11 protein-coding genes are annotated in these 14,514 nt (G+C 45.8%); 10 read left to right on the top strand and 1 reads right to left on the bottom strand.

The features are described 5' to 3' along the window. The first annotated feature begins 24 nt into the window (after window positions 1-24). From ureC to ureG, 5 genes are all read left to right on the top strand, one after another. Window positions 25-1,728, top strand: a complete 1,704-nt coding sequence (gene ureC, locus AC3CKG_RS02960) for an urease subunit alpha (RefSeq protein WP_102485950.1) — start codon at window positions 25-27, stop codon at window positions 1,726-1,728. Between the two features lie 104 nt (window positions 1,729-1,832). After that, entirely contained in the window at window positions 1,833-2,285 is a 453-nt protein-coding gene (ureE, locus tag AC3CKG_RS02965; RefSeq protein ID WP_372250031.1) for an urease accessory protein UreE, read from the top strand. 73 nt (window positions 2,286-2,358) lie between these two features. Continuing rightward, a complete protein-coding gene (locus AC3CKG_RS02970; protein ID WP_488528789.1) occupies window positions 2,359-2,955 on the top strand; it encodes a HupE/UreJ family protein in 597 nt (198 codons plus the stop codon). Window positions 2,956-2,997: 42 nt separating this feature from the next. Continuing rightward, window positions 2,998-3,678, top strand: a complete 681-nt coding sequence (locus AC3CKG_RS02975) for an urease accessory protein UreF (protein ID WP_488528790.1) — start codon at window positions 2,998-3,000, stop codon at window positions 3,676-3,678. A gap of 46 nt (window positions 3,679-3,724) precedes the next feature. After that, entirely contained in the window at window positions 3,725-4,363 is a 639-nt protein-coding gene (gene ureG / locus AC3CKG_RS02980; RefSeq protein ID WP_017062498.1) for an urease accessory protein UreG, read from the top strand. A 108-nt stretch (window positions 4,364-4,471) separates the two neighbouring features. On the opposite strand, the gene xseA is transcribed toward ureG, so the two are convergent. After that, window positions 4,472-5,818: an exodeoxyribonuclease VII large subunit gene (xseA, locus tag AC3CKG_RS02985; protein ID WP_488528791.1), complete on the bottom strand. Its 1,347-nt coding sequence runs from the start codon at window positions 5,816-5,818 to the stop codon at window positions 4,472-4,474. A 269-nt stretch (window positions 5,819-6,087) separates the two neighbouring features. Here xseA and guaB point away from each other — a divergent pair, with 269 nt between their 5' ends. From guaB to AC3CKG_RS03010, 5 genes are all read left to right on the top strand, one after another. Then, on the top strand, window positions 6,088-7,551 hold the full coding sequence (gene guaB / locus AC3CKG_RS02990; protein WP_004735127.1) for an IMP dehydrogenase: 1,464 nt from the start codon (window positions 6,088-6,090) through the stop codon (window positions 7,549-7,551). Window positions 7,552-7,916: 365 nt separating this feature from the next. Then, window positions 7,917-9,470: a glutamine-hydrolyzing GMP synthase gene (gene guaA / locus AC3CKG_RS02995; RefSeq protein WP_017106473.1), complete on the top strand. Its 1,554-nt coding sequence runs from the start codon at window positions 7,917-7,919 to the stop codon at window positions 9,468-9,470. Window positions 9,471-9,757: 287 nt separating this feature from the next. Beyond that, window positions 9,758-11,467: a chitinase gene (locus AC3CKG_RS03000; protein ID WP_102353024.1), complete on the top strand. Its 1,710-nt coding sequence runs from the start codon at window positions 9,758-9,760 to the stop codon at window positions 11,465-11,467. Window positions 11,468-11,741: 274 nt separating this feature from the next. Then, on the top strand, window positions 11,742-13,292 hold the full coding sequence (locus AC3CKG_RS03005) for a Na+/H+ antiporter NhaC family protein (protein ID WP_488528792.1): 1,551 nt from the start codon (window positions 11,742-11,744) through the stop codon (window positions 13,290-13,292). A 451-nt stretch (window positions 13,293-13,743) separates the two neighbouring features. Further along, window positions 13,744-14,337 carry an acetate uptake transporter gene (locus AC3CKG_RS03010; protein ID WP_017106470.1) on the top strand — a complete coding sequence of 198 codons (594 nt, stop codon included), beginning with the start codon at window positions 13,744-13,746 and terminating at the stop codon, window positions 14,335-14,337. Window positions 14,338-14,514 lie beyond the last annotated feature (177 nt).

Here is a 14,514-nt window from a genome sequence, read left to right on the forward strand (position 1 = left end):
AATGAAAATAACAAAGGATTGAACATGGCGACGATATCCAGACAGGCTTATGCCGAAATGTTTGGGCCAACAGTCGGTGACCGAGTGCGTCTTGCTGACACTGATTTATGGCTAGAAGTTGAAAAAGATTACACCGTATACGGCGACGAAGTGAAATTCGGCGGCGGCAAAGTTATCCGTGATGGACAAGGGCAAAGCCAACGTCCAAGTGCCGAAACGCCGGATTTGGTGATCACCAACGCGATTGTGTTGGACTACTGGGGCATCGTCAAAGCCGATGTCGCCATCAAAGATGGTCGAGTTCAGGCATTGGGCAAAGCGGGCAACCCAGATGTTCAACCGGGCGTTGATATTGTAATTGGCCCAGGCACGGAGATTTTAGCCGGTGAAGGCTCAATCCTGACGGCTGGTGGCATTGATTCGCACATCCACTTCATCTGCCCACAACAGATTGAAGAAGCACTGGCGTCAGGTGTGACAACCATGATTGGCGGTGGCACGGGGCCAAACACCGGTACTAACGCAACCACATGTACGCCGGGGCCTTGGAACATGCACCGCATGCTAGAGTCACTCGATCAATTTCCTATGAACTTTGGTTTGTTAGGCAAAGGCAATGCAAGTCAGCCAGAAGCTCTACGCGAACAAGTAGCGGCAGGTGCTGTGGGTTTGAAGTTGCACGAAGACTGGGGAACCACTCCCGCTTCAATCGATACTTGCTTGAGCGTTGCTGACGAGATGGACGTACAAGTCGCGATTCACACCGATACTCTGAACGAATCTGGTTTTGTTGAATCGACACTTGGCGCAATTGGCGATCGCGTGATTCATACATACCACACTGAAGGTGCGGGCGGCGGTCATGCTCCCGATATTATTCGTGCGGCAGGTGAACCAAACGTTCTGCCTTCTTCGACTAACCCAACACGACCTTACACTATCAATACGGTCGATGAGCATTTGGATATGTTGATGGTGTGTCATCACCTTTCACCATCAATTGCAGAAGATGTCGCGTTTGCTGAATCGCGTATCCGCCGTGAAACTATTGCCGCAGAAGACATTCTTCATGATTTAGGTGCGTTCTCGATGATCGCCTCGGATTCTCAAGCGATGGGACGAGTGGGAGAGGTAGTAACCCGCACGTGGCAAACCGCACACAAGATGAAAGTTCAGCGCGGTAGCCTAAAAGAAGATTCAGACTACAGCGATAACTTCCGATTAAGACGCTATATAGCTAAGTACACCATCAACCCAGCGATTACTCATGGCATGTCTCATGAAATCGGTTCGATCGAAGCCGGAAAATTAGCTGACTTAGTGTTGTGGAAGCCCGCTTTTTTTGGCGTGAAACCAAGCGTGATTTTGAAAGGCGGCATGATCGCCATGGCACCAATGGGTGATCCGAACGCTTCTATTCCAACACCTCAGCCAGTTCACTATCGCTCTATGTTTGGTAGCTACGGCAAGGCGTGTCAGAACACATCGATGCTCTTTGTTTCCAAGGAAGCCAAAGCACAGAACATCGATAAGCAATTGGGTTTGCAGAGCTTGATTGGTGTTGTCAGCAACTGCCGAAATATCAGCAAAGCCGACATGAAGCTTAACGATTGGATGCCGAAGATTGAGGTCGATTCTCAGACATATCAAGTACGCGCTGATGGTGAACTGTTGACCTGTGAGCCTGCTGAAGAACTGCCAATGGCTCAAAGATATTTTCTATTTTAATAGCTCGGCTGAAGGCTCTTATTTTAAGTCTTTTGCCTGAGGGCTTTTGACTGAAGACTCTATTTTGAACGTTATAAATCTCACAAGGAGATTGAGGTAATAGCATGATTGAACTGACTCAACTGAATACTCAAATACGAAATGCACCGGACGGCTATTTAAGCCTGCCGATCGATAGCCGCATTAAAAGTCGCCTTAAGGTGATGCTCGATGACGGGCGCAATGCCGGATTGTTTCTACCACGCGGCCATATCTTGCGTGGCGGTGAACAATTAACTAGTGAGTGTGGCTTAACTGTCGAAGTGAAAGCGGCACCGGAAACCGTGTCGACAGTTTACTGTAAAGACTCGCATTTATTAACTCGTGTTGCTTACCACCTTGGTAACCGACATGTTCCGCTGCAAGTGGAAGCGGGTTGGGTTCGTTACCAACACGACCATGTTTTGGATGAAATGGTTGAAGGTTTAGGCGCGACAGTGACCACCGAGAAACAACCGTTTGAACCTGAAGGTGGCGCTTATGGCGGTCGCTCTGGTGGACATCATCACCATCATTAATCGAGTCATTTGAGACTCACCCATTTATAGATACAACCACGATATTAATAACTATAAACGCAAGGAACTCGCGATGAACTTTAAAACAGCTGCAGGCTTATGCACTTTCACACTGGCTTCTCTAACAACATCGACATTGGCATTGGCTCACCCGGGACACGGTTCGCATTCAGTTCATGAGTCTCACTCATTTATGTCGGGCTTAACTCACCCAGTAACAGGTATGGATCACTTGATCATGCTGATTGCTTTCGGTTTGTTAATTGGCGCACTGTCGTTTTCAACCAAGATAAAAGCCGCTTTGATTGGCGGTGGATTGGTGTCTTTAGTGGTAGGGCTTATCGCAGGCCAAGCCTTAGGTTTCTCTGTGATTGTTGAGCCTGCCATTATCGCTTCTCTGTTTGTCGTCAGCTTATGTTTATGGCATGTATTCTCACCATCAACCAAGCGTGTAAACAGCGTATTAGTTGCTTCGATTGCTATGTTGTTCTTCCATGGTTACGCACACGGCGTTGAAGCCGCGAGCAACCTGACTCAGTTCGCAACAGGCATGAGTATCAGTGCTTTGGCTCTGATGGTTATAGGTACTTTTGTTGGTCGCGCGGTTTATTCTAAATGGTTGTCAGTCGGCGTGGCTTCAGCAAGCGCACTATTGCTGTTAGGCGCGTAGGCTCTCGAACTTATTTGATTCTGGAAGACTGAGGGCACGATTATGACCACAACAGAAAATGTAGCCGTCTATCGTCTGTTTCAATTGATCAGTCCATCGTTGCCGATTGGTGGGTTCACTTATTCGCAAGGCTTAGAGTTAGCGGTTGAAGCGGGGTGGGTGACCGATCGCAACAGCATGGAACAGTGGCTTAATACCATCGTCAGTTCCAGTGTCGCAACTTTGGAATTACCTATCTTAGAGCGTCTTTATCACGCGCTAGAAAAGGGTGAAATCGATGAGATTGAGCATTGGTGTAACTACTTATACTCAAGCCGTGAAACCAGTGAGTTGCGAGCGGAAGAAAAGCAGCGTGGGCATGCATTGAACACCTTATTGAAGCGCTTGGATATCGATATTTCGCTGGTGGATTCTGTTGATAGTCATCCAAACCAATTGTTGGGCATGTGTATGGCGGCTCAGCATTGGGGTATTGATTTAGAGAGTCTCAAGCAGGGTTATTTATGGAGTTGGCTTGAAAACATCGTTACCGCAGGGGTCAAGTTAGTGCCTTTAGGTCAAACCGATGGTCAGTTGGCACTGATTAATATCACCAATACGTTTCCCGAGATCATTGAGAAAGCACGCGCGATAGAAGATTGGATGATAGGCAGCTTTTCGCCATCAATGGCATTAGCAAGTTCACTGCACGAAACACAATACACGAGACTATTTCGTTCGTAGCGGTAAGCACAAACGATGTAGTAAAAAGAATATAAGGACGTAGACAATGGAAAGTTATAAGCAACCACTTCGAATTGGTATTGGCGGCCCGGTAGGGTCAGGTAAAACAGCCTTGTTAGAGGTGCTATGTAAGGCGATTCGCGACAAGCTCAACATTGCCGTAGTAACCAACGACATCTACACCCAAGAAGATGCAAAGATACTCACGCGAGCGGAAGCGCTAGAACCGGATCGCATCATTGGTGTTGAAACGGGTGGCTGTCCACACACGGCGATCCGTGAAGATGCGTCGATGAACTTAGCTGCGGTAGAAGAGCTTGCCAAGCTGCATAAGAACCTCGATGTGGTATTCGTCGAAAGCGGTGGTGATAACTTGAGTGCTACGTTCAGCCCTGAATTAGCCGATCTTACCATCTACGTGATTGATGTAGCGGAAGGGGAGAAGATCCCACGTAAAGGCGGGCCGGGTATTACGCGTTCCGATCTGCTGGTTATCAATAAGATCGACTTAGCACCATATGTAGGTGCGTCACTTGAGGTGATGGAGCAAGACACTCAACGCATGCGACCAACCAAGCCATACGTGTTCACCAACCTAAAAGAGAGCCAAGGTTTAGATTTCATCATCAACTTTATCGTGACCGAAGGGATGCTAACCATGAAGGAGCCTTCTACGACTGAGTAGAGTTTGAATACGTTCGCTTTCTTTTGAAGCCAATAGATACAAAAAAGCCCTGTCGATTATTCGATAGGGCTTTCTGGTTTTAAATGATTTTTAACGTCCTAGTTGAATCTAAAGCTCGCTCTTAGCGACTCTTTTTGTCACTTGCGATTCAATTACACCGTCTTCAACTTGGGTGGTGATCACCTCGCCTACTTCGACGTCGTTGATTGATGACACAGTCTTGCTCGATGCTGAATGGGTAATGCTGTAACCACGTTTTAGGGTTGCTAATGGACTTACTGTTTCTAACTTCTCGGCAGCCATGGCTAGCTGGTGGCGAGTGGTTAGTAGTGTTTTATCCATTGCATCCAATAGTTTTTGCTCTGAACGTTGCAGATGCAGCTTCTGTTCACCAAGGCGTTTCACTGGCGAGTTCAGCTGAAGTTGGTGCTGCTTACGCTCAACACGCTGTGCATGCTGCTTTAAGTATTGAGTCATACCACGACGCAAGCGCATGTCTAGGTCATCAAGCTGCTGACTCTGCTTTTGCAGTTGGTAGCTCGGGTGTTGTTTCTCTAAGCGGTATTTCAACGTTTGAGTTGATTGCGCTTGTTTGATTAACACATGACGAATCGCACTCACTAAACGAGCACGTTTGGAGGCATAAGCTTGCTCTTTATGGCTGTTATCACGGCTAACTAATTCAGCGGCTGCTGATGGCGTTGGAGCACGCATGTCTGCGACGAAATCGGCGATAGTGACATCAACTTCGTGTCCAACGGCGCTGATAATCGGGATCTGACTTGCTGCAATTGTGCGAGCAACGATTTCGTTATTGAAACACCATAAGTCTTCTAATGAACCGCCGCCACGACCCACGATCAATACATCACATTCGTTGCGCTCATTGGCACGTCCAATCGCTTGAGCGATCTGAATCGAAGCTCCTTCACCTTGTACCATGGTCGGATACACGATGACTGGCAATGATGGGTCGCGTCTTTTCAGTACATCGAGAATATCGAAGAGGGCTGCGCCTGTTTTAGAGGTGATAACACCAACGCACTTAGGATGTTCTGGCAGAGTTTGCTTACTTGATTGAGCAAACAGCCCTTCTGCGGCAAGGTTCATCTTCAGCTTTTCAAACTCTTGCTGAAGTTTACCGTCACCCTCTGGCTGCATGCTTTCGATGATCAGTTGGTAGTCACCGCGTGGCTCATAAAGAGATAGACGTGCTTTGACTAAAACTTGATTACCGTTCTGAGGCTTAAAAGTCACACGGCGGTTATTGCCACGAAACATGGCGCACTTAACTTGAGCGCGAGAGTCTTTAAGTGTGAGGTACCAGTGACCAGATACAGGTGCAGAGAAGTTTGAGATTTCACCAACGAGCCAGACTATTCCCATTTCGTTTTCTAATAGGAGACGAACCTCTGAGTTGAGGCGAGAAACAGTAAAGATGTTTGGATTAGTCATAGAAGCACTATCTTTCCTTGAAGGAAGGTCTTTCTTGGAATCTCACAGGGCGTGAGTATGGAAGATAGCGGCAATATAATACATAGCAAGGGGGTAAATGCAAATTAAAAATACAAAAATGTGTAGCCAAGCGATTTCGTTGGCCGTATAATCCGTCCGCAATATCTAATCCAAATGCAGTTTGATTTTCCTTAATTGGCTGCCCTCATTAGGCGAAACGATGAGATTGGATTGTTTCTTTTTACTCCTATTATTGTGAGATATTGCAAATGCTAAGAATTGCCAAAGAAGCGCTGACATTCGACGACGTACTGCTAGTGCCAGCACACTCCACCGTTCTCCCTAATACAGCTGATCTTCGCACTCAGCTGACGAAGAATATTTCCCTAAACATCCCAATGATCTCTGCATCGATGGATACTGTGACAGAAGCTCGCCTAGCGATTGCACTGGCACAAGAAGGCGGAATAGGCTTCATTCATAAGAACATGTCTATTGAACAGCAAGCTGAAATGGTTCGCCAGGTTAAAATTTACGAAGCAGGTGTGGTTTCTCACCCTGTTACTGTAAACCCTGACGCGACAATCGCTGATGTTGTAGCTCTTACTCAAAAACACGGCTTCGCCGGTTTCCCTGTTGTTACTGAAACAAACGAACTTGTTGGTATTATTACTGGCCGTGACGTTCGCTTTGTGACTGACCTTTCTAAGAAAGTTGACGTAGTAATGACGCCTAAAGCTCGCCTTGCTTCTGTTAAAGAAGGTGCAACTCGTGAAGAAGTTCAAGAGAAAATGCACGAAGCGCGTGTTGAAAAAGTTCTTGTTGTAAATGATGACTTCCAACTAACAGGAATGATCACTGCAAAAGATTTCCACAAAGCAGAACGTAAACCAAACGCTTGTAAAGATGAGCGCGGCAGCCTACGTGTAGGTGCAGCTGTTGGTGCTGGTGCTGGTAACGAAGAGCGCGTTGCTGCTCTAGTTGAAGCTGGCGTAGACGTTCTACTTATCGACTCTTCACACGGTCACTCTGAAGGCGTACTTAACCGTATCCGTGATACGCGTGCTGCATACCCTGATCTACAAATCATCGGTGGTAACGTAGCAACTGGCGCTGGCGCTCGTGCTCTTATCGAAGCGGGTGTTAGTGCGGTTAAAGTAGGTATCGGCCCGGGTTCAATCTGTACTACTCGTATCGTTACTGGTGTTGGTGTTCCTCAAGTAACAGCAATTGCAGACGCAGCTGAAGTAGCAAACGAATACGGTATTCCAGTAATCGCAGATGGCGGCATCCGCTTCTCTGGCGATATCTGTAAAGCTATCGTTGCTGGCGCATCTTGTGTGATGGTTGGTTCAATGTTCGCGGGTACTGAAGAAGCACCGGGTGAAGTTATCCTTTACAACGGTCGTTCTTACAAGTCTTACCGTGGTATGGGTTCTCTTGGCGCTATGTCTCAAGGTTCTTCTGACCGTTACTTCCAATCTGACAACGCTGCAGACAAGCTTGTTCCAGAAGGTATTGAAGGTCGTATCGCATACAAAGGTCGTCTAAAAGAGATCGTTCACCAACAGATGGGCGGTCTACGCTCAAGCATGGGCCTAACGGGTTCTGCAACTGTTGAAGATATGCGTACTAAAGCTGAGTTTGTTCGTATCTCTGGTGCGGGCATGAAAGAATCTCACGTACACGATGTTCAAATCACGAAAGAAGCACCTAACTACCGTTTAGGTTAATAATACGTCCAAACGTTTGAATAATGTGCTGATTTAGTCGGCACATTAATATACCAATCGTAGTAAATAACTGGTCATCCTAGCTTGTTAAAAACCTCGATAACTTCGTTAGAATTTTTGATTGTAGAATAACTACTTATCAGAAAATTCTGCCTCGTTCTCAAGCTTTTTTCCTACGCTATTCCTGAACACTTACTTACTGTGATTGGTATTATATCTACCGCCTGTTTTGTTTAGAGAGTGATTCTCACAAAACATTGCCTTATAGATAACTTACGAAAACGTTTGCTTTATTTCTTGAAGAGTTAATCAGAGGTGAGTAAACTCGCCTCCGTTTTATCACATAGCCAATAAGACTGCTTACAATGACTAAAAATATTCATGACCAACGTATTCTAATTCTGGACTTCGGTTCTCAATACACACAGCTAGTAGCTCGTCGTATTCGTGAGATCGGTGTTTACTGTGAACTTTGGAGCTGGGACGTAGAAGAAGCGGATATTCGTGAATTCAATCCAGACGGTATCATCCTATCTGGTGGCCCTGAAAGTGTAACGGAAGAGAATTCTCCACGTGCACCTCAGTACGTATTTGATTCAGGTGTTCCTGTCTTCGGTATCTGCTACGGCATGCAAACGATGGCTGAGCAACTTGGCGGTAAAGTAGCAACGTCTACTGAGCGCGAGTTCGGCTACGCTGCTGTACAAGTGACGGGTGAATCTGCACTTTTCGCTGACCTTGAGACAACTCAAGACGTTTGGATGAGCCACGGTGACAAAGTGGTTGAAATCCCAGCTGATTTCACAAAAATCGCAGAGACAGACACTTGCCCATACGCAGCAATGGCAAACGAAGATAAGAAATACTACGGTGTTCAATTCCACCCAGAAGTAACGCACACTAAAAACGGCCTAAAAATGCTTGAGAACTTCGTTCTTAACGCGTGTGGTTGTGAAGGTCTGTGGACTTCAGCGTCTATCATTGAAGATGCAGTTGCACGTATTAAAGAACAAGTAGGTGACGACGAAGTTATCCTTGGTCTTTCTGGTGGTGTTGATTCATCAGTAGTAGCAATGCTTGCTCACCGCGCTATCGGCGACAAACTAACATGTGTATTTGTTGATAACGGCCTTCTTCGTTTAAACGAAGGCGAGCAGGTTATGGACATGTTTGGTGATCAATTCGGTCTTAACATCATTAAAGTTGATGCTGAAGAACGTTTCCTTAACGCTCTTGAAGGCGAAGCTGAACCAGAAGCTAAGCGTAAGATCATCGGTCACGTATTCGTAGATATCTTCGATGAAGAGTCTAAGAAACTGAAGAATGCTAAATGGCTTGCTCAGGGTACTATCTACCCAGACGTAATCGAGTCTGCAGCATCTAAGACTGGCAAAGCACACGTAATCAAATCTCACCACAACGTTGGTGGTCTTCCTGATGATATGGAAATGGGTCTTGTTGAGCCTCTACGTGAGCTGTTTAAAGATGAAGTACGTAAGATCGGCCTAGAGCTTGGTCTTCCATACAACATGCTTTACCGCCACCCATTCCCGGGTCCAGGTCTAGGTGTTCGTGTCCTTGGTGAAGTGAAGAAAGAGTACTGTGACTTACTGCGTCGTGCTGATGCTATCTTCATTGAAGAGCTTCACGCTGCTGACCTTTACCACAAAGTATCTCAAGCTTTCACGGTATTCCTACCAGTACGTTCAGTTGGCGTAATGGGTGATGGTCGTAAGTACGATTGGGTTGTATCTCTACGTGCTGTAGAAACTATCGACTTCATGACTGCTCATTGGGCACACCTACCATACGACTTCCTAGGTAAGGTTTCTAACCGCATTATCAACGAAGTTAACGGCATTTCACGTGTTGTTTACGATATTTCTGGTAAGCCACCAGCAACTATCGAGTGGGAATAATCTCTTAGAGATTTAACCAGTTTTGATTAAGATCTTAAGCCTCGAACTCAGTTCGGGGCTTTTTCTTTCTGATTCAGGGTATTAAAGAGCCACATATAACCGCTAGAAACCAAATCAGTTGGAAACTAGATATCACCTCAATAACCCATGAGACACACTGTTGTGTTTAACTATACATAAAACTATCACTCGCAATTTTTATAAATTCATACCGCAACAGCTAGGCTATTTCCTATGTGCCACATACTCTTTGATGGACTTATTAAGGACAGATAAGAGAATCCATCATGTTAAAAATCAAATATTTGGCGACAATAGTTGGCTGCACTTTAGCAGCACACAGTTACGCGTCTTTGAACATTCAACCTGATCCGCAAAACCCGAATGGTTACCTTGTTGAAAAGTCGGCCCTACAAGCTGCTGAACAAGCGAAAACATCCGACCCTATGTATGCGATCTGGTCACAAGCATTACAAACTCGTCCCAATAGTATTGTTGAAGCTATTGAGCCGGGTTTAGCCTCGAATCCTGAAAACGTAAAACGAGTCGAGCGTGTATTCCCTCAATCTGAATGGGACTTCCTCACTCAAATGGCTGCGCCAGAATACACCTACACTCGTTTCTTACGTGCGATTGGTAAATTCCCAGCCTTCTGTGGAGAGTACACCGATGGTCGCGACTCTGATGCTATCTGTAAGAAATCCATCATCACCGCTTTTGCTCACTTCTCACAAGAGACGGGCGGTCACATCGCGATAGATAACACCTCTGATAACCCATTAGCTCTAGAAGAGTGGCAGCAAGCGCTGGTGCATGTTCGTGAAATGGGTTGGTCTGAAGGTCAAGAGGGTTACACCACCGGTTGTGGTCAGAACGATTGGCAGAATGCACGTTGGCCTTGTGCGGCAGGGCAGGGTTACTTTGGACGTGGTGCTAAACAGCTTTCTTATCACTTTAACTACGGCGCGTTCTCGGAAGTGATGTTCGATGGCGATGCAACGGTTCTATTAAATAATCCAGGCTTGGTTGCTGATTCATGGTTGAACTTGGCTTCTGCCATTTGGTTCTTCCTTACACCTCAAGCACCTAAACCTGCAATGCTCCATGTGATTGACCGCACTTGGACACCCTCACAACGCGAATTGGATGCAGGTATTGGTTATGGATTTGGTACCACGATCAACGTGATTAATGGTGGTATCGAGTGTGGTGAGCAGAACAAAGACAAAGGCCAACCAGTTAACCGTATTCGTTACTGGGAAGGGCTAGCGGCGCACTATGAAATTCCGGTAGAAGCGGATGAAGCCAATACATGTTGGCAACAAACGCCTTACGGAAGCTTAAACCTCAACGGTGCAACTGATGTGTTATACACCAACTGGGATGGCAACTGGAAATACTACGCAGACCGCCCTGAAGGTTACTCATTTGAATGTGAACTTGTTGGTTTCCAAACCGCATACTCAGCTTTGGTTGCTGGAGATTACGAGAAGTGTGTGACCAACTTTTATGGGTCACATGCGAGCTGGCCTGAAGTGAAAGTGGTCGATAAGCTTGATCCAGTAGACCCAGGTACTGATCCCGGTGGTAACGGTTGGAGTGCGACCAAGGTTTACAATGCTGGTGACCAAGTTACTCACAACGGTGCAACCTATGAAGCGAAATGGTGGACACAAGGGGATGACCCGGCCAATGGCGGCCCTTGGAAATTGGTTGCTGGAGAGCCAACACCACCCGTGACAGATCCATCGCCTGTTGACCCTGCACCTGTCGATCCTGCTCCGGTAGACCCAACACCAGTTGAACCACCTGTTACCGAGCCGCCTGTCGTTGTTGACCCATCAGTATTCATTACTTGGCAAGCAGGTGTTAGCCAAGTGAGCAATGGCGACAAGGTGACACATAATGGCAAGTGCTTCGTAGCGAAAAACGGTCCGGGCGTCTGGGAAAGTCCTGTTCAATCGAATTGGTTCTGGGATGAAATTAGTTGTAATTGATAGTCTGAATACTGAAGAGGTGACCTAAGTTACGAGTTCAGTAGTACGACTATAATGATATAAATAATCAAAAGCCGAAAGTTTCTACTTTCGGCTTTTTTTCGTTTCGAACTTGGCTGTCTAAGAAGTTCGATTGGCCTATTTAGCTATGTTGAAGCGCGTTTAAAGACTAATTATCCAGTTAGAGGATAAAGTTCTGTACAAATGGGTTTTGTGAATTTATATTCAAATTTAATTTATATTTATTCTTTATTTTTAGGGTTAAGGTGTACCTATGGAACAGACAGATATCACGTCACTCATCCCCATTGTGATTACTTTGGTGTTGTCGTTGGCGACAAGGAATGTGGTGATAGGCCTTTTTGCTGGCGTACTAAGTGGCGTTGCGATGCTTACTGGCATGTTTAGCGAACTTAACCCACTTGATACGTTTGGTACCATGGTTAAAGGTTACCTAGTCCCTCAACTTACCGACAGCTATAACGCAGGTGTGATCATGCTGTTGGTGTTCATCGGTGGCTTTGTTGCTCTAATGGAGAAGTCGGGTGGTGGTGTTGCGTTTGCCAAGCGTGTTACTCAATGGGTAAGCAACAAATGCCAAGCTCAATTGTCAGCATGGTTGGGTGGAATCGTTATATTTTTCTCAGACTTAGGCACTCCGTTAATTGTTGGCCCTGTTTTTCGTCCCCTTTTCGATAAACTGAAACTTTCAAGACAGAAGCTAGCATTCATCATTGATTCAACCTCGTCGCCCGTCGCTATTCTTATCCCTTTCATTGGATGGGGCGTTTACATCATGAGCCTGATCCAGAAAGAATTTACGGCGTTGAGCGTTAACATGTCTGACTGGGATGCCTTCATCGGTGCGATTCCTTTTCAGTTCTACGCATTCCTAGCGATTTTCATCGTCCCGTTAGTGTCCGTAAAAGGTTTAGACTTTGGGCCAATGGCGAAAGCTGAACGTGATTGCCAAGCGGGAATCGATACTGGCGTGAATAGCGACTCACTGAATCCGTTCTCGCATAAAAATGCAAAGGCCTCTTTTGTTTGGGCGCCGTTGTTAGTGATGCTGGTGGTGTTGTGTGCCATGTTGGTTCCTCAAGGCTTCCCATTCCAAAAGGTCGCGGGTTCATCGTTCAGAGCGGCTTTATCATCGGCTTATTTCTTTGCCGCGATTACCTTAATCTCACTCATGGCTTACTACGGCGTAAGAAAGCTTTCAGATGGTGTCTCTGTGTACTTAAAAGGTATGGGGAACATGATGCCCGTAGCGATCATCTTGGTATTGGCTTGGGCGTTAAGTACAGTCGGTAAAGAGTTGGGGGCAGCGGCTTATATCGCAGAGCAAGCGCAGAGCGGGTTCCCATACTGGTTAGTGCCTGCGGTCGCTTTTTTGTTGTCTGCCATTATTTCATTCGCAACGGGCTCATCATGGGGAACCTTCGCGATAATGATGCCATTGGTTATTCCAACCGCGATTGCGATTGACGCACCGCTACTCGTCGCAATCGGTGCAGTGTTGTCTGGTGGTTTGTTTGGTGACCATTGCTCACCGATCTCTGAAACAACGATTCTTTCTTCAACAGGGGCTGGGTGTGATCAGTTTGAACACTTTAAGACACAGCTTCCTTATGCGTTGATGAACGGCTCTATCGCTTTAGTTAGTTTTGTCGTGGCAGGCTTTACTGGAAGTGCATTGGTGGTTCTAGGTGCGCTTGTTGCTCAGCTTATCCTTGTAACTCTATTAGCTAAGCGTGATGCGAGTAAAAACGCTTCTTCAGAAGTTCAATCTCAAGTGTCTGAATCTAAAACACAACAAGCGTAATTTAAGATTGCGAATGGGGAACAGATACGGGATGCGAGTAATCGAGTAACGAAAAGCTCGCTCTCTATTGTCTAAGTTTGATGCTAAGGGTTCTCGCTTACTCAAATCTGAAGACTCTTTTCTCATCCCGCATCTCGTTACTCGTATCTTTTTCATATGCATATCACTAACTTTAATCTCAACACGCTCTTCGTATCCCGCTTACTTGAATCTAAAGGCTCTTTTCGCATCTCGTTACTCGCATCTTTTTTATAGCGTGATAGGGAACCTGCTTATCTATAGTTCTTATGAATCAATCTGCGCTGTTATGAAACTAATTTTCCATAAGATCATTTCTACAACCTTAGTTTGCGTTAACTTGATTATCCTTTATGGCGGTTTATAGATTAAAATTTTCTTACAAATTTTATCGATTTTTTTTAATCAACCACTTTAATAAGGTAAATTCGCAATGTCGACCAAACTAGCTAACCCAGCGCCACTAGGCTTAATGGGTTTCGGTATGACCACTATTCTTCTTAATATCCACAACGCAGGTTTCTTCCCAATGGATTCAATGATCCTTGCGATGGGTATTTTTTACGGTGGTTTGAGCCAAGTTATCGTGGGCACAATGTGTTTCAAACGTGGTGACACGTTCGGTACAACTGCATTTACTTCTTACGGCCTGTTCTGGTTGTCTTTGGTTGGTTTGATTGTAATGCCTTACATGGGTCTACCAGCAAGCCCTGCAGCATTCATGGGTTGGTACCTACTATTATGGGGCATCTTCACAGGCTTCATGTTCATCGGTTCTCTATGCTACCCAGTAGCGAAGCAGGTAGTATTCGGTTCACTAACTATCTTGTTCTTCCTACTTGCAGCTCATAACTTCACGGGCAGCTCATTGATCGGCACTATCGCTGGTTTCGAAGGTATCTTCTGTGGCGCTTCAGCTATCTACTTTGCAATGGCACAAGTAATCAACAACGAATACGGCCGCACAGTACTGCCTGTTGGTGAGAAGAAAGCACCTCAAATGGCAACACAAGAAATCGCAGCTTAATACTCTAACTTGGGAACAGTTAGTTTGTTATAAGCAGTGAACTCGTTATGAGTAATGAGCTCGTTGTAAACAGCGATTTGTTATGAACAAAACAAAAGGGGTTAGCCGAAATGGCTAACCCCTTTTTTATGCGTTTTTAAGAGCGCGAGTTAAAGCGAACTATTTGTAAAAGCAATC

It is taken from the genome of Vibrio sp. QJM3NY_15, from assembly GCF_057785995.1.